Here is a 22332-nt window from a genome sequence, read left to right as displayed (position 1 = left end):
AGCGTCAGGGGGTCCGCGTCCGCCTCGTGAGGGCCGCGGCTTCCGCGGCGATGTCCGCCACGATGCGGCCCGCCGGGGCGACGTCGTGGACGAGCCCGGCGCTCTGGCCCGCGTAGAGGGCGAGCGCCTCCACGTCGCCCGACATGCCGGGCACGGGGACCATGTCGTCGTAGCGCGACCAGTCCTGTCCGTCGGCACTCCGGGCCACCACGGCCCCTTCGCCGGGACGGTGCGGCGCGTCGGGACGGCCCGCGGCCTCCCAGGCGCGGAGCGTGGAGTTGCGCAGCGCCCGATGCGGGGCGTTGGGCCAGCCGCCGTCGAAGCACCGTGTGTGCACCGCGTCCTGAGGCGCCGCCTGGATGACGGCTTGGCGGTAGACCTCGTGCGTGGCCGCCTCGGATGCCGTCAGGAATCGGGTGCCCAGCCATCCGGCCTGGGCCCCGAGAGCCAGTACGGCGGCGAGCCCGCGCCCATCGGCAATGCCGCCGGCCGCGATGACGGGCACCGGGTGCACAGCGTCCACCACCGCGGGCACCAGCGCCATCGTGGTGGCCTCCCCGCGCACGTGGCCGCCCGCTTCATACCCCTGGGCCACGATCACGTCGACGCCCGCGGCAACGGCGCGTTCGGCCTCGGCTACGGAACCGACCGTGTGGAGGTGAAGGGCGCCGGCCGAGTGTGCGCGTTCGGCGACGGCCGAGGGATCGCCCCAGAACGTCGAGACGGCCGGCACGCCTTCCGCCAGGCAGGCATCGAGGAGTTCGTCGACCGGGAAGTCCAGCACCAGGTTCACGGCGAAGGGCCTCGGCGTCATCCGCCGAACCTCCCGGATCCGGCGCACCGCCTCCTCGGCGGTGACCCACGTCAGCGCGAGAGTGCCGAGTCCGCCCGCCTCCGCGACCGCAGCCACCAGCTCCGTGGTGACCGCGGACCCGATGGGCGCCTGCACCACGGGGACCTCGATGCCCAGTTGCCGGCACAGAGGTGTGGTCAACGTCGTCATGCCGCCCTCCTCGTCAGGGTGCTTCGGTTTTCGAATCACCTGGCGATGTTAATGTTTCGCAAATCGAAACGCCAGGAGCTGTGGATCTGCACGAGCGTAGGAGGACCGCGATGGCCACACCGACACCAGGACGGCCGGTGCGTGGCTCGACCACCGGAAGCCCTCTCATGGCCGCGCTCGACCTGTTCGGTCGGCGATGGAGCCTGCGTGTGGTGTGGGAACTGCGCGAAGGCGCACTGGGTTTCCGTGCCCTGCGCGAACGTTGCAGCAACATGTCCTCCAGCGTGCTGCGTCAACGCCTCGTCGAGCTGATCGAGGCACGCCTGGTGCACCAGACCCCGGACGGCCACTACGCCCTCACCGCGCTGGGACGGCAGGCTCACACAGCCCTCAGCCCTCTCGTCGACTGGTCCGTCGCCTGGGCCGCCGACCTCGCCGAGCATTCCACCGACCACGACACCCCTGCCACCGACGCCCCGGACACCCCTGGTGCCGCTCAACACCCGCTCGATGAGGCAACCGGGGCCTGAGCCGACCTTGAGTCGCGACGCGGTCCTGTTCGCTGCACCCACCGGGCGACGCGCCCCCAGGTCGATCGAGCCTGCACGGTGACTGGTTCGGGCTCACAGCGGTAACACCGGCGACGACAGGACCGTTCAGCACCGCGCCCCGGCACCCAGGGTGCCGGGGCGTTCTCCCGAGAAACGATGCGGTACGCGGCCGTGGGCAGTGGTCGTGGCAGTGGTGGTGCCGGCTGTCCACGGCCGCGCTGCCGGCTCAGCGGACGTGCACCGTCACCACGTCAGAGGCGTGCAGGCGCACCGGCTTCTGGTCATGCGGGCCGGTCAGGCCGTACAGCACCGCACGGAACTGCAAGTCGCCGCGGCGCGCGGACGTGCCGTGTGCAGTGACCCGCGCGTCGCCCTCGGCCGCGGCGCTGCAATTCTCCTGGTGCCACCCTTCGCCGAAGCCCTTCTCCTCCAGGCACAGCTGATGCAGGTATCCGGCGCTGTCGTCGCCGCCGTGCGCCTTGACCGTGATGGCCTTGCCGACCTGCGCCGTGTGCGGCGCCGTGATGTCCACGCCGCCCTTGGCGAACGCCGGCCCGGCGGCCAGAGCCACCGAGGCCAGCCCCAGCGCACCGATCGCCGCCACACGGCCGCCCCGCGCCTTGACTCCGGTCTTCTTCGTCCTGGTCATGGACTTCCCCTCCCGCGGATCCCCCACCTGGTGAGACCCGCCCTTCGCGAAGGCGCCCGGTGCGCCTCGCCGACTGTCCAGATGAGCCCGCCGCCCCGCGCGTTGCCCCTCGCCGGACGCTTTTGCACATTCATGACATAACCCGCTAACTGGCGCTTGGGTTCGCCAACGACCGTCAAATCACTTCTTGGGAGCGGTGGTTCGCTGACTTGAGCGCTCCGAAATCGCCAACGGCAAGTAGGGGGCATCGTTCCAGCGTTGGTGTGCCTCTTCCGTGTCATGGTGCCCGCGCGCACGGTCCGGGCCCGAAGTGTGGCGTCCCGCCACATGTGCGCCTGACCTGCACGTTCCTACGGTGTGGGGACGCGAAACGTCCCCGCCCCTCGTCAGGAAGTGGTGCCGATGTCCTCCCCCGCGACCGCTGCCCCACCACCCGCCAACCTCAAGCGCATCGTCGCCGCGAGTCTGATCGGCACGACCATCGAGTGGTACGACTTCTTTCTCTATGGATCCGCCGCCGCGCTGGTGTTCAACAAGCTGTTCTTCCCCGGCTCCGATCCGCTGGTCGGGACCCTGCTGTCGTTTCTGACGTACGCGGTGGGCTTTGCGGCGCGGCCCGTCGGAGCGTTGGTCTTCGGGCATTACGGGGACCGGCTGGGGCGTAAGAAGCTGCTGGTGCTGAGCCTGCTGATGATGGGCGGCGCGACGTTCGCGATCGGGCTGCTGCCGACGCATGCGACCGTCGGTACGGCGGCGCCGGTGCTGCTGACCGTACTGCGGCTGGTCCAGGGGTTCGCGCTGGGCGGCGAGTGGGGCGGCGCGGTGCTGCTGGTGTCGGAGCACGGTGACGCACGGCGGCGCGGATTCTGGGCGTCCTGGCCGCAAACCGGTGCTCCCGCGGGCCAGTTGCTGGCCACCGGCGTGCTGTCGGCGCTGACGGCGCTGCTGTCGGATGCGGCGTTCACGTCCTGGGGGTGGCGGGTGCCGTTCCTGCTCTCGGGCGTGCTGGTGCTCGTGGGACTGTGGGTCCGGCTCTCGGTGGATGAATCACCGGTGTTCAAGGCCGCGTTGGCGCGTGCCGAGACCCGGCGGGCGGAGGGTTCCGCGGTGGAGAAGCTGCCGTTGGTGGCGGTGCTGAAGTACCACTGGCGGGATGTACTGATCGCGATGGGGGCGCGGATGGCCGAGAACATCTCGTACTACGTCATCACGGCCTTCGTGCTCGTCTATGCCACCTCGCACACCGGGCTGTCCCAGCAGATCGCGCTGAACGCCGTGCTGATCGCCTCGGCGCTGCACTTCGCGGTCATCCCCGCCTGGGGCGCGCTCTCGGACCGGATCGGGCGCCGGCCGGTGTATCTGCTGGGCGCGGTCGGCGTCGCCGTCTGGGCGTTCCCGTTCTTCGCGCTGGTGGACTCCAGCCGGTTCGGGCCGCTGCTGCTCGCGGTGAGCGTCGGGCTGGTCTTCCACGGTGCGATGTACGCGCCGCAGGCGGCCTTCTTCGCGGAGATGTTCGCGACCCGGATGCGGTACTCGGGTGCGTCGATCGGCGCCCAGTTCGCCTCGGTCGCGGCCGGCGCGCCCGCCCCGCTGATCGCGACCGCGCTGCTCGCCGACTACGACAGCCCGACGCCGATCGCCCTGTACGTCATCGCCGCCGCGCTGCTGACGCTGCTCGCGGTCGGGGTGGCCCGGGAGACGCGCAACCGGGATCTCGACGCGGTGGACGGGACGGCAGTGGACGGGACGACGACGGCCGGTGCGGTCCGCAAGACGGGAGCGGCGGAGGGCGGGGCGTCGCCGGCCGTCCCGTCCTGAGAGGCCTGCGGAACCTGATGTACGGCGGGGGCGTGGCGGGCCCGGGGACGCTCCGGGAGACGGGGCAGCAGGTCCGCCACGCCCCCGCCGGGCGTCAGGCGCGGTCCTTGTTCTTGAGGGAGTCCTTCATCCCCTGGGCGTGCTCCTTGGCGTTGCCCATCGCGTTCTTGGCCTTGCCCTTGGCCTCGTCCGTACGGCCCTCGCTCTTCAGGCGCTCGTCGCCCATGGCCTTGCCGGCCTTCTGCTTGGCCTTGCCCTTCATCTTGTCCATGGCGCCTTTGTCACCCATGAGGAACTCCTTTTGTCCGGTGGGAGGGAGAAAGCTTCGGCTCCACGCTGCCGCAGGTCGCGGAGGCGCGCACCCGGAGGCGGCTACCGGTACCCGCCGGTCCGTGGGCACGGAGCGGCGCACGGATCCCGGCTACGCGCCGGTATCGCGCGCCACGGCCGAGGACAGTTGATGCAGCCGCAGCGCCAGCTGGATCTCCAGGGCGCGTGCCGGGGTCTGCCAGTCGGGGCCCAGCAGCCGGCTCACCCGTTCCAGGCGCTGGGCGACGGTGTTCACATGGACGTGCAGCGCGTCCTTGGTGCGGGCCGGGCTCATGCCGCAGGCGAAGTAGGCCCCCAGGGTGCGCAACAGCTCCGTGCCGCGGCGGGTGTCGTAGTCGCTGACCACCCCGAGTGTGCGGTGGACGAAGCCGTCCACATCGCGGGTGTCGGCCAGCAGCAGTCCGAGGAAGCCGAAGTCGGCGGCGGCCGCACCCTGGCCTGCACGGCCCAGCACCCGCAGGGCCTCCCGGCAGCGCCGGGCCTCCGCGTAGGCGTCCGCGACCGCCGCGGGACGGGCGGCCGGGGCCGGGACCGGGGCCGAGGCGCCGACCGTGACGGGGAGGTGCAGCGCGGCACCGAGCCGGGCGGCGATCTCGCGGGCGGTGTGCGCCGGGTCGTCGTCGGGGCCGAGCGGCAGCAGCAGGACGGCGCCGCCGTCCCGTACGGCCGCCAGTCCATGGCGGGTCGCGGCGAGATGGGAGGCCGCCGACCACAGGCGGCGGCGGTCGGTGCCGTGGGGGTGGGCGTCGGCGCCGGGCGCCGGGCCGTCGTCGGATATCGGGGCTGCGTGGGCCGGCGCCGAACCGTCGATCCGGGCCGCCAGGACGATATGCGGCGCATCGAGGTCCGCGCCGACCCGGGCCGCGCGTTCACCGAGCAGGCGGGGGTCACGGTCGGCGGCGTTCAGAAGGTCGTCCAACAGCTCGCCGCGTACGCGCTGTTCGGCCTCGCCCGCGGTCCGCCGGGCGAGCAGGAGCAGGGAAGTGACCATGGCGGCCCGCTCCAGGGTGCGCTGGTCGACCGGGTCGAGGGCCGGGTGACCGCGCAGTACGAGGGCGCCCAGGACCTCACCGCCCGCCCCGACCGCCGCGACCCACTCCGCGCCGTCCCGTACGGCGTGGCCGTCGGCGCGGGAGCGGTCCAGCGCCGCGGCCGGTGCCCGGCCGGGCTCGGTGAACTCGACCTCGCCGTGCAGGACTTCCGCCACCGCGTCCGCCACGTCCTGGACCCCGCCGCCGCGCAGTACCAGTTCGGTCAGCCGGTCGTGGATGTCCGAGGCGCGCTCGATGACCGAGCTGCGGTCGCCGATGATCTCGTTGGCCGCCTCCAGTTCGGTGAGCGTCTTACGGGTCTCGGCGAGGAGGTTGGCGGTGTCGATGGCGACGGCGGCGTGCGCCGCGTGGGCGGCGAGCAGGGCGATCTGGCCGCGTTCGAAGACCCGCTCGCGGCGGTCGGCGGCGAAGAGCACGCCGATCACGCCGCTGCCGAGCATCAAGGGCACGCCGAGGATCGCCACCAGGCCCTCGTCATGGACGCCCGAGTCGATGGTGCGGGTGTGCCGGAACCGCTCGTCGTGGAAGTAGCTGTCGGTGACATACGGGCGGGCGGTCTGCGCGACCAGCCCGCCCAGGCCCTCGCCCATGCCGAGCCGCAGTTGCTGGAACCGCGCGGAGACCGAGCCGTCGGTGACCCGCATATAGGTGTCGCCGGCGGCGGGGTCGTGGAGGGTGAGGTAGGCGACCTCGGTGCCCAGGAGGGAGCGGGCCCGGCGCACGATCGCGCGCAGCACCGCGTCGAGGTCGCGCAGCCCGGCCAGGTCGTGTGCGGTGGCGTAGAGCGCGGACAGTTCGGCCTCGCGGCGCCGGCGGCCCTCCAACTCGGTGCGTACCCGCAGCGCGAGGAGCTTGGCCCGCTCCAGTGCGGCGAGCCGGCCGGCGTCGGCGCCCTCGGCGCGGGCGCGCAGCACCGGCCGCTCGTACTCCTCCGCGGCGGCGCCCGCGGCCAGCAGCCCGAGGAAGGGGTTCTCGGCCGGGTCGTGGGCGGGGGCGCCCTCCCGGTCGTGGGTGACGTCCCGGCCGGGTGCGTCCTCCCGGCCGGGGGCGGGCGCACCGGCCCGCACGGCCTCCCGGTCGTACGGAGCGGGCATCGGCGGGGGCGCGTCCACGGGCTCGGGATCCGGCTCGGGCGTGGGCTGATCGGTGGACATGGTCACAGGCATACCTTCGGGTCGTCGCGGTGCGCCAGCCTCCGCCGCCCGGGTTCCGGAGCGCGGGCCGCTCAATGCGCGGTCCAGCCCCCGTCCAGCACCAGGGAGGCGCCCGTCATGAAGGACGCCTGCGGAGTGCAGAGGTAGGCGACGGCCTCGGCGACCTCCGCCGGTTCGAGCAGCCGCTTGAGGGCGGAGTCGGCAAGGAGGAGGTCGGCCAGTACGCGTTCCTCGGGGATGCCGTGGGCGGCGGCCTGGTCGGCGAGCTGCCGTTCCACGAGGGGGGTGCGGACATATCCGGGATTGATGCAGTTGCTGGTGACGCCGTGCGGGGCGCCCTCCAGGGCCGCGGTCTTCGACAGCCCTTCCAGGCCGTGCTTGGCGGCGACATACGCGGATTTGAAGGGGGACGCCCGGAGGCCGTGCACGGAGGAGATGTTGAGGACGCGGCCCCAGCCCTGTGCGTACATATGGGGCAGTGCGCCCCGCAGCAGCCGGAAGGGCGCCTCCAGCATGACGGTCAGCACCTGGTGGAAGACCTCGGGCGGGAACTCCTCGATGGGGCGGACGAGCTGGAGGCCCGCGTTGTTGACGAGCACATCGGCGCCGGCCGCGGCCCGTTCCGCGGCGTCCAGATCGGTGAGGTCCAGGAGCCGGGGTTCGATGCCGCCCGGTGCGCCGTCCGGGTGAGCCGCCACGAGTTCGTCCAGCCCCGCCGCGTCCCGGTCGACCGCGCGCACCGTCGCGCCGGCCGCCGCCAGCCGCAGGGCGCAGGCGCGTCCGATGCCACCGGCCGCGCCGGTGACGAGCGCGGTGCGGCCGTCGAGGTCGAGGGATACCGGGCCTGGGGTGCCGATCACGGTCATGTCCGCACCCTAGGCAGCGGCCGGGTACCGCTCCGATGTGCCCCGGCACCACACTTCGCGGACCGGGCATGGGGACGGCACACGTCAGATGTGGTGCCCGCACCCGCCTTCCCCGGCACGGCGGGTGGCCCGCCGCGGCTCGCACCGGCCCCCGCGCTTCACCCGATCGGCCGCCCCGGATCGCCGCGCTCCCCGCGGGCCCCTAACGTCGTACGACGCAGCGTGCCGTCTGCGCACCGCCGCCACAAGGGAGTCCTACATGCGGAGGCTCATCGCCGTGCCGACCGTGCTGCTCGCCCTGACTGCCGCGGGCTGCGCGGACGACGGGGACCCGACGACCGCGGCATCGTCGTCGACGGGCACCGGTCCGCGCCCGGAAGGAACTCCGGGCAACGGCCCCGCGTCCCCCACCGTCCCGGGGCAGCCGATGGAATGCGGCGTGCTCCGCGGCGCACTGGGCGAGGCAGGTGACGTCACCCTCTACGCGGACCCCGGGGCCGGCGGCACGGTGGGCTGCGACGAGGTCCGTCAGGTGATGGCCGAGTTCTTCGTGCGGGCACCGAAGGAGGCCCGTGACGACCGGGGCTCCCTGGCCGTACGGGGCTGGTTCTGCCAGTTCGAGAGCGGCCCCACCGGCACCTGGATCACGGCCTGCCGCAAGGACGACCGGGAGATGCACACCGAGGAGCCGTCCGGTCGGCCCACCGACCCGGCTCCGTCCGAGGAGCCCGGCTCACCGGACGGATCCGAGCTGCCCACGCTTCCCGGCGAGCCCTCCGACCCGATGGACGAGCCGTCGACGGAGGAGCTGTAGGCCTCCGTCCGCCCGAGGAAAGCCCGACACACCCCGGCACACCCCGGAGCGCCCCCTGAGACGTGCCTCAGGGCTGCTGCCCCTCCGGCTCCTCCCCCATCCCGTGGAACCACGTCGGCCCGGCCTCCAGCGCCCGCTTGATGCGGGTGAGGGCGTACTCCTCCAGCTCCGGCAGGGCGTCGAGGTCGAACCAGCCGACCTCCAGCGACTCGTCGTCATTGACCTGCGCCTCGCCGCCGACCGCCCGGCAGCGCAGCGTCACGTCCATGAACTGGCAGATATCGCCATTGGGGTAGTGGGTGGGCGGCATGGTCTCGACGAGGACGACGCCCTCGGGGACCACCACCACCGCGGTCTCCTCGTAGACCTCGCGCATCGCGGTCTCGGCCGGCTGTTCACCCGGCTCGGGGATACCACCGATCACCGACCAGCCACCGGTGTCGGCCCGCTTCCCCAGCAGGACACGGCCCTGGTCGTCGAAGACGACCGCGCTCACCCCGGGCAGCCACAGCAGCTGCCGGCCGATGGAGTTCCGGAGGTGACGGATGAAATCGGGGGTTGCCATGCCCCGACCCTACGGGACGTCCCCGGCGGGTCCCCGGCCCTGTGGACCACGTGCCGTGTGCGTGCCGCGGACGGCGCTCAGGCGCCCGCCGGGGTCCCCTTGCGCGGCCGGAGCCGGCCGCGGATCGCGCGGACGGCGCCCTCGGCGTCATCGACGGTGATGGTGAAGTCGCGCCCGTCGTCGAGCCGGAGCACCACGCCCTCACCGCGGCGGACGACCACGGCCGTGCCCTGTTCGGGGCGCCAGCGGTAGCCCCAGCCGCCCCAGTGGCGGGGGGTGACCTGCGGCGTGAACTCGGCGCCGACGACGTCGTCGAGCGGGATCCTGCGGCGTGGCACCCCTATATGGCCGCACCGCACCTCCAGGCAGTCCTTGTCGACGCGGACCGCGACATGGACGTAGGCGAGCGTGCCGAAGAGCACCAGCAGGCCGACCGCGACACAGCCGACCACCGACATCACCAGGGGCGCGAGGCCCGCGGTCCAGTTGCTGTCGACGGCGAGCTCGATGCCCAGCGCCAGACAGGCCGCACCGATCGCGGCCAGGAGCCACTGGATGCGGTTGGTGGCGCTGCCGTGCCAGACCTCGGGGATCTCCGCATGGGAGCCGCTGCTGGGGCGCGCTCCGCTGTCGGCGCCGTCGGTCGTGCCAGGGTCGTCGGGGGCTGCTGCCCCCTCGTGGGGGTGGTCCCTCATGAGACGCAGCGTACGCGTCTTTGCACGCTATGGCAGTGCGTCGGACGAGCCGCTCACGGCCCGGACCGCGGCGCCGCCGACGTCATGGCTGACGTCAGCGGCGGGCGGCCGCGGCGGCGCCGTCGGCCGCTGGAGTGGCCTCGGCGGGGGCCCCGGGTGCGCGGTCGGTACGGCCCGCGGCGAGCAGCCGGCCCTCGGCGTAGACGAGCGACGTGGCCGGCAGCCCGGCCGGGCGGCCGCTGAGGATCACGCTGAGTGCGCCGGTGGGGGCGGCCGCCGGCGCCGGCTCGGCGCCGATGCGGCGCAGCGCCTGGGCGGCGACCGCCTCGGCGGAGCCGTGCAGGGCGAGGGCGGGGGCGCCGGGCTGCTGGAGGGCGGCGCGGATCCGTTCGGCGACCAGCTCGTAGTGGGTACAGCCCAGGACGACGGTGCGCACGTCCCGTGGGGTGCGATGCGCGGCGGCGGCGATGGCGGCGTCGATCGCGGCCTCGTCGGCGGTCTCCACCGCGTCGGCCAGCCCCGGGCAGGGCACGCCGGTGATCTCCACGCCGTGCCCGAACCGCTCGATCAGGTCCCGCTGGTAGGGGCTGCCGGTGGTGGCGGGGGTGGCCCAGATGGCGACCGGGCCGCCGCCGGCCGCCGCGGGCTTGATGGCGGGGACGGTGCCGATGACCGGGACCTGGGGTTCCAGTTCGGCGCGGAGGGCCGGCAGCGCATGCACGGACGCGGTGTTGCAGGCGACGATCAGGGCGTCGGGGCCGTGCGCGGCAGCGGAGCGGGCCACCGCCAGCGCATGGGCGGTGACATCGTCGGGGGTACGTGGGCCCCAGGGCATGCCGTCGGGATCGGAGGAGAGGACCAGGTCGGCGTCCGGCCGCAGTCGCCGCACGGCGGCGGCCGCCGCGAGCAGCCCGGTCCCGGAGTCCATCAGCGCGATCTTCACCCGGACACTTTACTCAGCCGCGCGTCCGGCTTGTCATACCGGGCCGGGACGGCCGGGTGCCTTCCGGGGCCGGGGCGCACCGCACCCGACGAGCGGCGTCCCGGTCCGTTCCTCGCGTACCGGTCCGTTCCGTCCCGTTTCCGGGACACCCTCCCGATCGCCGGTGCATGCCGGATGTGGTGCGGCAGACTGCGGCCGTGGGAGCGATGGAGTGGATCGGTGCCGGGTCCCTGCTGGCCTGGGTGTGGCTGTTGCTGGGGCAGGGCTTCTTCTGGCGGACGGACGTACGGCTGCCGGACCGCCGCGATCCGGAGCGCTGGCCGACGGTCGCGGTGGTGGTCCCGGCGCGGGACGAGGCCGCGGTGCTGCCGGACAGCCTGCCGTCGCTGCTCGGGCAGAAGTACCCGGGCCGGGCCGAGGTGTTCCTGGTCGACGACGGCAGTACGGACGGGACCGGTGCGCTGGCCCGGCAGCTGGCGGCCGCGCGCGGCGGGCTGCCGCTGACCGTGTCCGCACCCGGCGAGCCGGAGCCCGGGTGGACGGGCAAGCTCTGGGCCGTACGGCACGGGATCGCGCTGGCGCGCGAGCGCGTCGCGCCGGAGTATCTGCTGCTGACCGACGCGGATATCGCGCACGACCCCGACAGTCTGCGGGAGTTGGTGGCGGCGGCCCGGTCGGCGGGGCTGGATCTGGTGTCGCAGATGGCACGGCTGCGGGCGGTGACGTTCTGGGAGCGGCTGATCGTGCCGGCCTTCGTCTACTTCTTCGGGCAGCTGTATCCCTTCCGGTGGGTCAACCGTCCCGGGGCGCGGACCGCGGCGGCGGCCGGGGGCTGTGTGCTGCTGCGGCGGGAGGCCGCGGAGCGGGCGGGTATCCCGGACGCGATCCGGCATGCGGTGATCGACGATGTGACGCTGGCGCGAGCGGTGAAGCGCTCCGGCGGCACGATCTGGCTGGGGCTCGCGGACCGGGTGGACAGCGTGCGGCCGTATCCGCGGCCGGGAGAGCTGTGGCGGATGGTCTCGCGCAGTGCCTACGCCCAACTGCGGCACCAGCCCCTGCTGCTGCTCGGCACCGTCCTCGGTCTCGCGCTGGTGTATCTGGTGCCGCCCGTCGCGCTGGCGGCCGGACTGGCGGACGGTGACACGGCGGTCGCCGCGCTGGGCGGGGCGGCCTGGGCGGTGATGTGCGGGACGTATCTGCCGATGCTGCGCTACTACGGGCAGCCGCCGTGGGCGGCACCGCTGCTGCCCTTCACCGCGCTGCTGTATCTGCTGATGACCGTGGACTCGGCGGTACAGCACTACCGGGGGCGCGGCGCGGCCTGGAAAGGGCGGACGTACCCGGCGCCCTGAGCGGCGCCCCCGGTGCCGGCGTCACTTGCGGGCGGGTGACCAGTCCAGGCCCCATCCGTAGGCGTTGTCGATGGTGCGCTGCGGGCTGACGCCCGGCTCGGGGACGAGGTAGCGGGCCTCGCGCTGGACGACGAGTTCGCTGCCCGTGTTGGTGATCAGGGCCAGTGCGCAGACCTTGGAGGGCACCGTGCAGGCGTCGAGCGAGAAGTCGACGGGGGCGCCGTGCTGGGGCTGGAGGGTGACGGTCGCGCTCAGGCCCTCGAAGCTGCGGGCTCCCGCGTAGACGGTGACGAAGATCAGGATGCGCTTGATGCGCGCCTGGTGGTCGAGGTTGATGGTCATGTTCTCGCCGGCGGCGACGGCTCCGGTGCGGTCGTCGCCGTCGAGCTGGATGTACGGCGGGGCGTGCAGGGAGCCGAAGTTGTTGCCGAGCGGGTGGATCACCCCGGCGGCGCCGTCGGTGAGTTCGTACAGCGCGCACAGGTCGAGGTCGAGCTCGCCGGACGGGGGCAGCAGTGCGCCGCGGGCGCCCATGGCCTGCATCGCCTTGAAGCCGAGCTTCTTGCCCAGCCGCTTGCCCGCCGTGCCGCTGTTCCAGTTGAGGTTCACCCGCATCGCCCCGGAGGTGCCGCCCTGCTTCGTCAAGGAGACGGCAGGGGCGTCCTTCGTGAGGGTGACTTTTGTCAGACGAACGGGAGAGGGCGCCGGGGCGGGCGCGGGCTGCCCCGGAGGCGGCGGGAAGGCGGCCGCCGCTTGCCCCGTCGGCGACGGGGGCGTGGGCGCCATGGGCGGCGGCGCCATCGGAGGGGCGGGCGCCGGGGGTGCGGCGGGCGGCGGGGTGGGCATGGCCGACGGCGGAGCGGGGGCGGCGGGGGCCGGGGCGGGCGGCGCGGGCTGCGGCGGCGCCGGGTCCTCGACGCTGATGCCGAAGTCGGTGGCGAGGCCGGCGAGCCCGGTGGCGTACCCCTGCCCCACCGCGCGGAACTTCCAGGCACCCTGGCGACGGTAGAGCTCGCCGAGCACGAAGGCGGTCTCGGCGCCGGCGTCCTGGCTGTCGAAGCGGGCGATCTCGGCGCCGTTCGCCGCGTCCAGCACCCGGACGTGCAGCCCGGGGACGCTCCCGAAGGTGCCGCCGTCGGCGGAGGCGGCCAGCACCACCGTGTCGACGGCGGGTTCGACGGAGTCCAGGGCGACGGTGAGGCTGTCGGTCATCGCGCCGCCGGCCGGGCGCTTGCCGTCATGGCGTACGGCACCGGAGGCGTGCGCGGCCTGGTTGTAGAAGACGAAGTCGCCGTCGTCGCGGACCTTTCCGGACACCAGGAGCAGGGCGGAGGCGTCCACGTCCGGCGTCCCCGGGGCCGTTTGCCAGCCCAGCTCCACCCGGACCGCCGGGGCCGGGACCGGAACGTTGCTGCCCTTGAGCATCGACATCGCTGCGCCTTCCTCTCGTCCGTCGTGCCCCGTCACTGGTGGCACCCCCAACCTACTTGGCCCGAACGTCTCCGAACGCCCCCCGTTCACCTGCGAGAAGCGAGGTCTTTACACGATCCCTACGGGCGATCGCGACCGATTTCCACAACTTCGCTCACATTGGCGATCCATGGCCGCTCCGAACACGCAAAACAACCCTCTTTGCAGGCTCCCCAATCGGCACATCGTGGGCTTAACTTATGAGGCATGACCTCCCCCCGCTCTACCTACGGCGGCTACTACGCTTCGCCTTCCTTCCCGGACACCCCGATCTACGACAGCCTCGTCGCCGAACGTGGTACGCCGCAGATCGCCCCGATCCGGGTGAACCCCTCCCCTTACGAGACGGGTTCGTCCTATATGCCGGCGCTGCCCTCGGCGCTGCCGGCACTTCCGGCCGCGCCCTCGCACCATTCGCCCGGCCAGGGCTACCCGGGAGCGGCCGCACAGCCGGTCGCCCCGTTGCAGCAGGCCCCGGCGCCGTACATCCCGCAGCAGGCGGGTGTCCGCGGCTATCCGTCCCAGCAACAGCAGCAGCCCCAGCGCCCGCCCATGGGCACGGGGTATGAGGCGATGCGGCCGGCCGCTCCGGTCGCGCCGCGGCCTGCCACGCCGTACGACGACCCGTACGGCCGGCAGTACCCGCGCGGGTACTGACCTGGGCGAACGGTCAACTGTCCGAGGCTGCTGGCAGGATGGAACGCATGCCGAAGCCTGCGCTCCAGTCGATCCATCTCTACCCGGTCAAATCCATTGCGGGGTCCGGTCCCGGCGAGGCGGTCGTGGAGCCGTGGGGGCTCGCCGGGGACCGACGCTGGCTGCTGGTGGACGCCGAGGGCAGGCAGATCACGCAACGGCAGCAGCGGATGCTGGCGTTGGCGCATGCCGAGGGGCTGCCGGGCGGTGGCCTCGGGCTCACCGCGCCCGGAAGGAAGCCGTTGACGGTCGAGGTGCCGGCTTCCGGGGAGACGATCACGGTCGAGGTCTGGAAGGACGAGGTCGAGGCGGTGCCCGTGGGCCGGGCGGCCGACGAGTGGTTCAGCGGGTATCTGGGCGTCGAGTGCCGGCTGGTGTACCTCGACGCCCCGGAGAAGCGCCGGCCCATCGACCCGGAGTACTCCCTGCCCGGTGAGACGGTCAGTTTCGCCGACGGCTTCCCGTTGCTGCTGACGACCACCTCGTCGCTGGACGCCCTCAACTCCCTCATCGCACAGGGCGACCACGCCGACGAGGGACCGCTGCCCATGAACCGTTTCCGGCCCAATGTGGTGGTGGACGGCACCGCGCCCTGGGCGGAGGACGACTGGCGGCGGGTCCGCATCGGCGAGGTCGTCTTCGAGGTGGTCAAGCCCTGCTCCCGCTGCGTGGTCACCACCACCGACCAGCGCACCGCCGAGCGCGGCAAGGAGCCGCTGCGCACGCTCGCCCGGCATCGCCGCTTCGGTGACCAGCTGGTCTTCGGCCAGAATCTGATCCCGCGCGGGGTCGGCACGATCCGTATCGGCGACCCGTTCGAGATACTCGGCTGACGGGCCGGCGCGGCCCTTCGCCATGGTCGCGCCGTGGGCGCTCGTGGCGGCCGCGGGCCGCCGCGGCCCGGTGACCAGCTGTCCGCGGTGCACGCCCGGCGCCGCCGACGGGAGCGGCCGACGGACGACAGAGAGCTGGGTGCCGATGTCTGTGCGGGACACCGGGTGCGGCCGTCTCCTTCCCGTCCAGCATCTGCGGCCCGGGGACCACGCCTTTGTGAGTTACGGCGATGACGAGGTGCGCTGGGAGGTCGTCACGGCATTCGTACGGCTCGGGCTGGCCCACGGCGAGAAGGTGATGGTCCTGCCGTGCCCCGAGGTGCCCGAGGACGAGGTACTGGCCAGGCTCGACTTCCCCAGCCGCAGCACGGTGTCGGCGCGCGAGCGGGGCCAGTTGGTGGTGAGCAGCATGCGTGCGGTGATCCGGCCGGACACGGAGTTCACCGCCGCGCGCCAGATGGGCCGGCTGTACGCGGAGACGGACCGGGCGACGGCCGAGGGGTATGCGGGCCTGCGGGCGTTCATCGACATGGGCTGGGTGCGTGCGCTCGGCGCGGACGTCGGGGTGATGGCGTGCCGTGAGACCGGTGCGCAGGCGCTCTTCAGCGGCCGGCCGTACACGGAGATCTGCGCCTACGACCGCCGCCGGTTCGACCGCGCGGTGCTCACCGCCATGGAACGGGCGCATCCGCGCGCGCTCCTGGAGCGGCTGGGCAGTCTGCGGTCGCTGCGCGCACCGGACGGCGCGCTGTGCTTCATCGGCGAGGCGGACGCCGCGAACCGGACCGCGTTCGGCAGAGCGCTGGAGATCGCCCTGGCACAGACGCCCGCGTCCCGGCGGCTCGGCGTCGATCTGACCCGGCTGCACTTCCTGTCGGTCGGCTGCGCCGTCAGCCTGCTCACCCTGGTCCGCGGCGCCGCGGGCCACGACCTGGTCGAGGTGCGCTGCGACCGCGGGCAGCACCGGATGCTGCGGCGGCTGGGCGCCGGGACGGTGCCGCGGCTGACGCTGACGGAGGTGGTGCGGCCGTGGTGAGCCCCGATCCGGCCGAGGTGGCGGCCCCGGAGCCCGGCCGCCGGCTGCTCCAGCGGCGCTTCACCGCCCGGCTGCTGCCGCAGTTGCGGCTGCTGGTCGAGGAGTGCGCGGCCCGCGAGGGCCTCTGCGAGCCGCGGCGCGGCGAATTCGTGCTCGCCGTGGACGAGATCGCGGGGAACGCCGTGGAGCACGGGGGCGGTTCGGGACGGCTGGTGCTGCGCCGGGTCGGCGAGGAGCTGGAGTGCCGGATCAGCGATGCGGGGCCCGGGTTCAGCGAGGACGTGATCCCCGAGCTGCTGCCGGGCCTGGACGGCGCTCCGAAGGGGCGCGGGCTGTGGCTGGCCCGTCTGGTGGCCGACCGGTTCGCGGTCGCCGTGGGGGCTCCCGGTACGGGCATGACGGGCGCCGTGGTGACGGTGACGGTACGGCTGCGCTGACCGCGCGGGCCGGTCCGGCGCGGAGTCCCCCAAGAGTCCCGGACCTGCTCGAAACGTCCGGTTGTCGCTCTTTGTACGCCATGAAGTTGCTCTCTCTTCGCAGAACTCTCGCATGGACCACCCGCGATGAGGTATCCACAGACACGGAGAGGGGGCACCGATGCGAGCGATGAAGGGCGTATGGCGCTGGCGGCACAATCCGCTGCGGCGCCGGACCGATCGGTTCGAGGCCTGGACGGCGCTCGTCGCCGCCCTTCTGATCGCCCTCGGGGCGACCTCCGTGGGCTGGCTCGCCGGACGGGCCGCACACGGCGCGCTGCTGGCGACCGTACGGATACAGCACCAGCAGCGGCATCTGGAGTGGGTCACGGTCGACCGGCTGATCTCCCGGGCCCCGCTCGACTCCGATCCGGAGACCTCCTCCCAGCGTGATGCGCACCGCCGGGTCGTCGCCCGCTGGACGGCCCCCGACGGCAGCCCGCACGTCGGGCAGCTCGCCGCGCCGCGGCCGGTGGAGACCGGCGAGCGGTTCCGGATCTGGACCGACGACCGGGGCCGGGTGGCGCCGCGGCCGATGGACACCGGCACGGCGGGCACGCATGCCGTGCTGGCCGGTCTGGGCACCGCGGCCGGGGTCGGCATGATGATCGAAGGCGCCCGGCGGCTGGTCGTCTGGCGGCTGATGGTGCGTCGCTTCCGCCGCTGGGACGAGGAGTGGGAGCGCGCGGGCCAGGACTGGGGCCGGGCCGGCGCAGGGAGTTGAGAGCCTGCCTTTCGAGGCGGCCGACCGTGTCAACTGCCGCCCGCCGGGCGCGCTACGGTGGTGGCGCCAGCCTCTCGGCTGGGGCCTCGCAGACCGGAAAACGGACATCCGCGGACGGATGGTGCCGGGCCGACAACAGCCGCACGAAGTGGGGGCACGACAGCACCATGGCACAGGGCTCGGTCCAGGTGACGCACTCCGGAACGTCGCGCTGGCGGCGCCGCACCGGGGAGTACAGCTCGCTCGCCGCCGCCCTGGAGGCCGCCGGGGACGGTGATGTGCTGACCGTCCCGGCCGGTACGTACCGCGAGAATCTGGTGCTGGTGCGCGCGGTGACGCTGCGCGGCCCGGACGGCGCACGCGGTTCGGTGCGGATCGCCCCGGCCGACGGTGTGGCGCTGACGGTACGGGCCTCGGCCACCGTCCACGATCTGCATCTGGAGGCGACGGATTCGACCTCGCCCGCGCTGCTGGTGGAGGACGGCGCCCCGGAGCTGTCGGGCCTGCGGGTGGTGACCCGGTCCGCGTCCGGCATCGAGGTCCGCGGCGGCGCCCGCCCCACGGTGCGGCGCTGCACGGTCGACAACGCGGGCGGGGTGGGCATCAGCGTCCTGGACGGCGCCGGCGGCGTCTTCGAGGAGTGCGAGGTGATGGCCGCCGGGCAGACCGGAGTGGCGGTGCGCGGCGGGGCACATCCGCGGCTGGAGAACTGCCGGATCCACCATGCCTCGGGCGCCGGCCTGTCGGTCAACGGGGAGGGCAGCGCGGTCGAGGCGGTGGGCTGCGAGCTGTACGAGATCAAGGGCGCGGGGGTCCAGGTGGCCGCACGCGCCACCGGCCACCTCACGGACTGCACGGTGCACCGCACCTCCGCCGACGGCGTCACCCTGGACACCGACGCGGTGCTGACGCTCGCCGACTGCGACATTCACGACATCCCGGAGAACGCCGTCGATCTGCGGTCGCGTTCGGTGCTGACGCTGACCCGCAGCACGGTGCGACACTTCGGGCGAAACGGTCTGTCCGTATGGGACCCGGGCACCCGCGTGGACGCCAACCAGTGCGAGATCCACGACAGTACGGGCGACTATCCGGCGGTGTGGGTCAGCGACGGCGCCACCGCCGTCCTGGACTCGACCCGGATGCACGACGTGCCCGACGCACTCTTCGTGCTCGACCGGGGCTCCCGCGCCGACGTCGTGGACTGTGACATCTCGCAGGTCCGCAACACCGCGGTGTCGGTAAGCGACGGGGCGACCGTGCAGCTCGACGACTGCCGGATCAGGGAGGCCGCGACCGGTGCGTGGTTCCGCGACCACGGCAGCGGCGGCACGCTCGCCAACTGCACCATCGACGGTGCGCAGACCGGGGTGATCGTCACCAAGGGCGCGGACCCCACCATCGAGGGCTGCACGGTCAGTTCGCCCGCCGAGGCCGGGTTCTACGTCTCCGCGGAGGGCCGCGGCACGTTCCAGGGCTGCCGGGTCACCGGCAGTTCGGGGTTCGGCTTCCATGTGATCGACGGCTGTCGTACGGCGCTGACGCGGTGCCGTACGGAGCGGTGTGCGCGCGGCGGCTACGAGTTCGCCGAGGGCGGTGCGGGAGCGGGCGACGGGCCGACGGTCCAGGACTGCACCAGCGACGAGAGCCGCGCGGTGCAGACACCGGCCGCCGGGGCGCTGACGGGCCCCGCGGTGCAGCAGGTGACGCAGACGGCCGGGCTGCTGGGCAATGTCCCGGCACAGAGTCCCGCACCGGGCACCACGGCGGCCGCGGAACCGGCGGTCAGCAGCCGTCCCTCCGACGAGGTGCTGGGCGAACTGGACACCCTCGTAGGGCTGGAGAGCGTCAAGCGCGAGGTGCGCAGCCTGATCAACATGATCGAGGTGGGGCGCCGGCGCCGGGAGGCGGGGCTGAAGGCCGCGTCGGTGCGCCGCCACCTGGTGTTCACCGGCTCCCCCGGTACCGGCAAGACGACCGTGGCGCGGCTGTACGGCGAAATCCTGGCCTCCCTGGCGGTGCTGGAGCGCGGGCATCTGGTCGAGGTGTCCCGGGTGGACCTGGTGGGCGAGCACATCGGGTCGACGGCGATCCGCACCCAGGAGGCGTTCGACCGGGCGCGCGGTGGCGTGCTGTTCATCGACGAGGCGTACGCCCTCTCCCCCGAGGACTCCGGACGGGACTTCGGGAAGGAGGCCATCGACACCCTCGTGAAGCTGATGGAGGACCACCGGGAAGCGGTGGTGGTGATCGTGGCGGGCTACACCGCCGAGATGGAGCGCTTCCTGGCGGTCAACCCCGGTGTGGCGTCCCGTTTCTCACGGACCATCACCTTCGGCGACTATGCGCCCGAAGAGCTGCTGCGGATCGTGGAGCAGCAGGGCGAGGAGCATGAGTACCGCCTCGCCGAGGGGACCGGCGAGGGGCTCCTGAAGTACTTCACGGCACTGCCCAAGGGACCGTCGTTCGGCAACGGCCGTACCGCACGCCAGACGTTCGAGGCGATGGTGGAGCGGCATGCGGGCCGGGTGGCCCAGCTGACCGCCCCCAGCACCGACGATCTGAGTCTGCTCTATCCGGAAGACCTGCCCGAACTCCCCTGAGCGGGACGGTCGTCGGAGCGGTCATCGGCAGCGCGGCGGCCCGAGCAGTCATCGGCGGGCCGCTGTCCCGGCAGGTCCGGGCCGAGCCGGGCGATCAGCTCGGCGCGCACCCTGCCGAAGACCGGGTCGGCGTGGTAGTCGCCGTGCCCCAGGATCTGGGCGGGCAGCGGGTTCTGGAGGGTGCGGCCGAAGGCGAGCGGGTCGCGCAGCGGACCCTCGTCGATCCGGCGGCCGTCCTCGCAGGTGAGCCGGATCGGGCCGCCGATGGGGTCGGTGAAGCGCCAGAGGTTGCGCCAGTCGTCCATCTCGCGGTGCAGTCCGGTCAGCGCGGGCGGCCCGAAGAAGGCGGGGAACCAGCGTCCGTAGAGGCGTTCCAGGGGGCTGCCGTACGTCAGCAGGGCGACGCGGCTGCGCGTGACCAGGTCCAGCTGCCAGACGGCGGCGGCCGCCAGCACACTGCCCTGGGAGTGCCCGGAGAGCACCAGCCGGCCGTCGAACCGCTCGGTCCAGGTGGCCATCCGCCAGGTGAGGTCGGGGACGGCGCGCTCGGCGTAGCAGGGCGGGGCGAAGGGGTGGGCGGCGCGCGGCCAGAACGTACCGACGTCCCACAGGATGCCGATGGTGCGGCGGGCCGAGTGGTCGCGGTAGGCGCGCCGGCCCATGGTGATCAGCAATATGACGCCGGCGCCCATCAGCCAGGAGCCCAGGGCTTCCGCGGTCTCGGCGGCGGCGTGCACGACCGGCGCCGCGCCTTCGGTGGCGCGGCCCGGCGCCCGGTCACTGATCCAGGCGCCGGCCACCGCGCCGGCCCCGAGGACGAGGGTGACGGCGGCGGTGGCCGCGACCAGGACCGGTGCGGAATCGGTGAGTCCGGCGCCGGCGATGGTGGCGGCGATCCGCTTGGTACGCCGCCCGTCGGGACGCTCGCGCGGGTCGTACAGCCCGGGGACGTCCTTGGCCACCCGGTCACGGACGATCACCACGCGGACGGCGGCGAGCACGAAGACGATCGCGACGACGACCAGCAGGACGGGGATGACCGAGGCCTGCCAGGACAGCAGCACCGGCGGCCCGGGGATGGGTGCGTGGTCCTGTCCGGGGGTCGCCCCGCCGTCCAGCCAGTCCGCGAAGCGCTGGGCCACCCCCCCGGACAGCACCCCGCCGACCGCGCAGGCCAGCAGGGCGACGGCGGGCCCGCCCATGCCGCGCAGGGCGGTGCGGGCGTCGTCACGGGCGGCGCGCTGAAGGACCCAGGCGGTGAGCGCCAGCGCGAGGACCAGCAGGCCCTGGAGGACGGCGATACCGCCGAAGGCGCCGGCACCGGGCAGGGAGCCGTGACTGTGGGCTCCGGGGCGCGCCCAGCCGGTGTGCACGACGATCAGCGCCAGCACACCGAGGGAGGCGAACGGCAGCGCCCGCACGACCAGATGGTCGGACTCGTCGTCCGGCGCGGCCTCGCTGCGGGCGGTGCGCCACACGACCACCACGGTGGCGGCGGCGAGCAGGATGACCAGTGCGGTCAGGGCCCGGCCGGTGACCGCGAGGGCGGTGTCACCGCCGTCGCGCCCGTCGGCCTGTGCGCCCGCCGCGAGGAGTACGGCGGCGATGGTCAGTACGCCGGCCGTGGTGTGGGCGGCGCGCAGCCGGGCGACCAGCCGGCGGCCGTACCAGAAGCCGTCGAGGCTGAGCGCGGTGCGTTCGGTGACCGGGGTGTCGCGGGAGGTGCCGGGCAGCCGCGGCGGCGGGGAGGCGGATTCGTAGGCGCTCCAGGTGCGGCGCGAGAGCGACCACAGGAAGCCGATGACGAGCAGCGGCACCATGGAAGCGAGCGCGAGGCGGCGGCCCGGGGCGCTCCACCAGCCGGAGTTGTCGGGGCTGAGGAAGCCCATCCAGGACTTGCCGGCGGAGCAGACGGTGGTGCCGGCGCACTGCCAAGCCGTCAGGTCGAGGGCGACCTCGCAGGCCGCGGCGGCGAGCAGGACGGTGAGGGTGAGGGCGAGGATGCGCACCAGGAGGTCGTAGATCCGCTGGGCAGGATGCTCGGGCGGTGCGGCCGGGCGCATCCAGTGGGCGAGGTTGACGACCATGAAGGGCACCAGGAGCAGCCACAGGGCGCGTGCTCCGTTGCCCGAGGTGAGGTTGGACCAGCAGTACGCCTCACGGACCGGCTCGCCGCGGTAGTCGTCGGGCCGCTGCTCGGCGTCCGCGTCCTCGGTGCGGCGGTAGCAGGCGGCGGTGTCGTCGCCGGTGATCAGCTGGACGCGCGGGTCGCCGAGCATCTCCTGTGCGGTGGTGCCGCCGACGCCGTGCACCAGCAGCTCCAGGGAGAGCTGCGGTGCGGCGGCCGGTGGCCCGTCTGCCGTGCTGTCACGGCCGGTTGAGCGCGCGTGCGGTGTCGGGTCCGCGGTCTCCACTGTTGTCCCCCGTAGTCGTGCCCAGAGTCGTGACACGTTGTCCGTGCGGCGTGTGCGGTGCGCCGCCCCCAGGATTGTCCTTTCCCCACGGGAGGACATCCAGCACCCATACCGCGGTGTCGTAGTTCGGGTGTTGTAGTTCGGGTGTTGTAGTTCGGGTGTTGTACTCCGGTGTCGTACGTCGGTGTCGTACGTCGGTGTCGTACGTCCGGTGTCGCACGTCGGCTGCCGCACGTCGGCTGCCGCACGTCGGGTGCCGCACGTCGGGTGCCGCACCTGCGCGTC

20 protein-coding genes are annotated in these 22332 nt (G+C 73.3%); 10 read left to right on the top strand and 10 right to left on the bottom strand.

Translation table 11 applies throughout. The features are described from left to right. Positions 1-4 precede the first annotated feature (4 nt). Positions 5-1042, bottom strand: coding sequence for a nitronate monooxygenase (locus M8I34_RS09490; RefSeq protein ID WP_308372114.1), 1038 nt, complete (start codon positions 1040-1042; stop codon positions 5-7). Positions 1043-1113: 71 nt separating this feature from the next. On the opposite strand from M8I34_RS09490, the gene M8I34_RS09485 reads away from it, so the two are divergent. Then, complete coding sequence (locus M8I34_RS09485) at positions 1114-1533, top strand: helix-turn-helix domain-containing protein (protein ID WP_308372113.1); 420 nt, start codon at positions 1114-1116, stop codon at positions 1531-1533. A 247-nt stretch (positions 1534-1780) separates the two neighbouring features. Here the strand turns inward: M8I34_RS09485 and M8I34_RS09480 are convergent, their stop codons facing one another. Then, positions 1781-2203: a hypothetical protein gene (locus M8I34_RS09480; protein WP_250048843.1), complete on the bottom strand. Its 423-nt coding sequence runs from the start codon at positions 2201-2203 to the stop codon at positions 1781-1783. A 402-nt stretch (positions 2204-2605) separates the two neighbouring features. Here M8I34_RS09480 and M8I34_RS09475 point away from each other — a divergent pair, with 402 nt between their 5' ends. Continuing rightward, on the top strand, positions 2606-4021 hold the full coding sequence (locus M8I34_RS09475; protein WP_250048840.1) for an MFS transporter: 1416 nt from the start codon (positions 2606-2608) through the stop codon (positions 4019-4021). A 94-nt stretch (positions 4022-4115) separates the two neighbouring features. Here M8I34_RS09475 and M8I34_RS09470 read toward each other — a convergent pair whose 3' ends face one another. The 3 genes from M8I34_RS09470 to M8I34_RS09460 form a co-directional block, all read right to left on the bottom strand. Then, on the bottom strand, positions 4116-4310 hold the full coding sequence (locus M8I34_RS09470; RefSeq protein ID WP_250048837.1) for a CsbD family protein: 195 nt from the start codon (positions 4308-4310) through the stop codon (positions 4116-4118). A 132-nt stretch (positions 4311-4442) separates the two neighbouring features. Next, positions 4443-6557: a helix-turn-helix domain-containing protein gene (locus M8I34_RS09465; protein WP_250048836.1), complete on the bottom strand. Its 2115-nt coding sequence runs from the start codon at positions 6555-6557 to the stop codon at positions 4443-4445. Positions 6558-6628: 71 nt separating this feature from the next. Continuing rightward, positions 6629-7423 (bottom strand): 3-hydroxybutyrate dehydrogenase, encoded by a 795-nt coding sequence (locus M8I34_RS09460; protein WP_250048834.1) that lies wholly within the window; start codon positions 7421-7423, stop codon positions 6629-6631. Between the two features lie 259 nt (positions 7424-7682). On the opposite strand from M8I34_RS09460, the gene M8I34_RS09455 reads away from it, so the two are divergent. Beyond that, positions 7683-8237, top strand: a complete 555-nt coding sequence (locus tag M8I34_RS09455; protein WP_250048832.1) for a hypothetical protein — start codon at positions 7683-7685, stop codon at positions 8235-8237. A gap of 67 nt (positions 8238-8304) precedes the next feature. Here the strand turns inward: M8I34_RS09455 and M8I34_RS09450 are convergent, their stop codons facing one another. The 3 genes from M8I34_RS09450 to M8I34_RS09440 form a co-directional block, all read right to left on the bottom strand. Then, positions 8305-8802, bottom strand: a complete 498-nt coding sequence (locus tag M8I34_RS09450; protein ID WP_250048830.1) for an NUDIX domain-containing protein — start codon at positions 8800-8802, stop codon at positions 8305-8307. A 77-nt stretch (positions 8803-8879) separates the two neighbouring features. Beyond that, a complete protein-coding gene (locus tag M8I34_RS09445) occupies positions 8880-9497 on the bottom strand; it encodes a hypothetical protein (protein WP_250048828.1) in 618 nt (205 codons plus the stop codon). 94 nt (positions 9498-9591) lie between these two features. Further along, positions 9592-10440 carry a glutamate racemase gene (locus tag M8I34_RS09440; RefSeq protein ID WP_250048827.1) on the bottom strand — a complete coding sequence of 283 codons (849 nt, stop codon included), beginning with the start codon at positions 10438-10440 and terminating at the stop codon, positions 9592-9594. A 206-nt stretch (positions 10441-10646) separates the two neighbouring features. Between M8I34_RS09440 and M8I34_RS09435 the strand changes: the two genes are divergently transcribed. Further along, a complete protein-coding gene (locus M8I34_RS09435; protein WP_250049115.1) occupies positions 10647-11795 on the top strand; it encodes a glycosyltransferase in 1149 nt (382 codons plus the stop codon). A 21-nt stretch (positions 11796-11816) separates the two neighbouring features. Here the strand turns inward: M8I34_RS09435 and M8I34_RS09430 are convergent, their stop codons facing one another. Next, positions 11817-13226: a TerD family protein gene (locus M8I34_RS09430; RefSeq protein ID WP_250048825.1), complete on the bottom strand. Its 1410-nt coding sequence runs from the start codon at positions 13224-13226 to the stop codon at positions 11817-11819. Between the two features lie 246 nt (positions 13227-13472). Here M8I34_RS09430 and M8I34_RS09425 point away from each other — a divergent pair, with 246 nt between their 5' ends. From M8I34_RS09425 to M8I34_RS09400, 6 genes are all read left to right on the top strand, one after another. Then, positions 13473-13922, top strand: a complete 450-nt coding sequence (locus M8I34_RS09425; RefSeq protein ID WP_250048824.1) for a DUF6643 family protein — start codon at positions 13473-13475, stop codon at positions 13920-13922. 47 nt (positions 13923-13969) lie between these two features. Beyond that, positions 13970-14794 carry an MOSC domain-containing protein gene (locus tag M8I34_RS09420; protein WP_250048823.1) on the top strand — a complete coding sequence of 275 codons (825 nt, stop codon included), beginning with the start codon at positions 13970-13972 and terminating at the stop codon, positions 14792-14794. Between the two features lie 145 nt (positions 14795-14939). Continuing rightward, complete coding sequence (locus M8I34_RS09415; protein WP_250048821.1) at positions 14940-15830, top strand: MEDS domain-containing protein; 891 nt, start codon at positions 14940-14942, stop codon at positions 15828-15830. Continuing rightward, the gene (locus M8I34_RS09410; RefSeq protein WP_250048819.1) at positions 15824-16267 is read left to right on the top strand and encodes an ATP-binding protein; all 444 of its coding nucleotides are present in this window, start codon (positions 15824-15826) and stop codon (positions 16265-16267) included. Before M8I34_RS09415 ends, M8I34_RS09410 begins: the two co-directional genes overlap by 7 nt. Positions 16268-16436: 169 nt before the next feature. After that, a complete protein-coding gene (locus M8I34_RS09405; RefSeq protein ID WP_374210884.1) occupies positions 16437-17030 on the top strand; it encodes a hypothetical protein in 594 nt (197 codons plus the stop codon). Between the two features lie 167 nt (positions 17031-17197). After that, positions 17198-19633 (top strand): right-handed parallel beta-helix repeat-containing protein, encoded by a 2436-nt coding sequence (locus tag M8I34_RS09400; protein WP_250048816.1) that lies wholly within the window; start codon positions 17198-17200, stop codon positions 19631-19633. On the opposite strand, the gene M8I34_RS09395 is transcribed toward M8I34_RS09400, so the two are convergent. Further along, positions 19603-22047, bottom strand: a complete 2445-nt coding sequence (locus M8I34_RS09395) for a hypothetical protein (protein WP_374210882.1) — start codon at positions 22045-22047, stop codon at positions 19603-19605. The genes M8I34_RS09400 and M8I34_RS09395 overlap by 31 nt on opposite strands. Positions 22048-22332: the final 285 nt, after the last annotated feature.

The organism is Streptomyces sp. MCA2 (assembly GCF_023544705.1).
GTDB lineage: Bacteria > Actinomycetota > Actinomycetes > Streptomycetales > Streptomycetaceae > Streptomyces > Streptomyces decoyicus.
The sequence above is the reverse complement of the archived record's forward strand: the minus strand, read 5'-3'. Positions and strand labels throughout refer to the sequence as shown.

Excerpts from the sequence above, each read along its gene's own strand:
- M8I34_RS09460 (WP_250048834.1), bottom strand. The coding sequence starts at position 7,423 with ATGACCGTGATCGGCACCCCAGGCCCGGTATCCCTCGACCTCGACGGC.
- M8I34_RS09455 (WP_250048832.1), top strand. The coding sequence starts at position 7,683 with ATGCGGAGGCTCATCGCCGTGCCGACCGTGCTGCTCGCCCTGACTGCC.
- M8I34_RS09475 (WP_250048840.1), top strand. The coding sequence starts at position 2,606 with ATGTCCTCCCCCGCGACCGCTGCCCCACCACCCGCCAACCTCAAGCGC.
- M8I34_RS09415 (WP_250048821.1), top strand. The coding sequence starts at position 14,940 with ATGTCTGTGCGGGACACCGGGTGCGGCCGTCTCCTTCCCGTCCAGCAT.
- M8I34_RS09480 (WP_250048843.1), bottom strand. The coding sequence starts at position 2,203 with ATGACCAGGACGAAGAAGACCGGAGTCAAGGCGCGGGGCGGCCGTGTG.
- M8I34_RS09450 (WP_250048830.1), bottom strand. The coding sequence starts at position 8,802 with ATGGCAACCCCCGATTTCATCCGTCACCTCCGGAACTCCATCGGCCGG.
- M8I34_RS09485 (WP_308372113.1), top strand. The coding sequence starts at position 1,114 with ATGGCCACACCGACACCAGGACGGCCGGTGCGTGGCTCGACCACCGGA.
- M8I34_RS09420 (WP_250048823.1), top strand. The coding sequence starts at position 13,970 with ATGCCGAAGCCTGCGCTCCAGTCGATCCATCTCTACCCGGTCAAATCC.
- M8I34_RS09435 (WP_250049115.1), top strand. The coding sequence starts at position 10,647 with ATGGAGTGGATCGGTGCCGGGTCCCTGCTGGCCTGGGTGTGGCTGTTG.
- M8I34_RS09470 (WP_250048837.1), bottom strand. The coding sequence starts at position 4,310 with ATGGGTGACAAAGGCGCCATGGACAAGATGAAGGGCAAGGCCAAGCAG.
- M8I34_RS09425 (WP_250048824.1), top strand. The coding sequence starts at position 13,473 with ATGACCTCCCCCCGCTCTACCTACGGCGGCTACTACGCTTCGCCTTCC.
- M8I34_RS09400 (WP_250048816.1), top strand. The coding sequence starts at position 17,198 with ATGGCACAGGGCTCGGTCCAGGTGACGCACTCCGGAACGTCGCGCTGG.
- M8I34_RS09465 (WP_250048836.1), bottom strand. The coding sequence starts at position 6,557 with ATGTCCACCGATCAGCCCACGCCCGAGCCGGATCCCGAGCCCGTGGAC.
- M8I34_RS09445 (WP_250048828.1), bottom strand. The coding sequence starts at position 9,497 with ATGAGGGACCACCCCCACGAGGGGGCAGCAGCCCCCGACGACCCTGGC.
- M8I34_RS09430 (WP_250048825.1), bottom strand. The coding sequence starts at position 13,226 with ATGTCGATGCTCAAGGGCAGCAACGTTCCGGTCCCGGCCCCGGCGGTC.
- M8I34_RS09405 (WP_374210884.1), top strand. The coding sequence starts at position 16,437 with ATGAAGGGCGTATGGCGCTGGCGGCACAATCCGCTGCGGCGCCGGACC.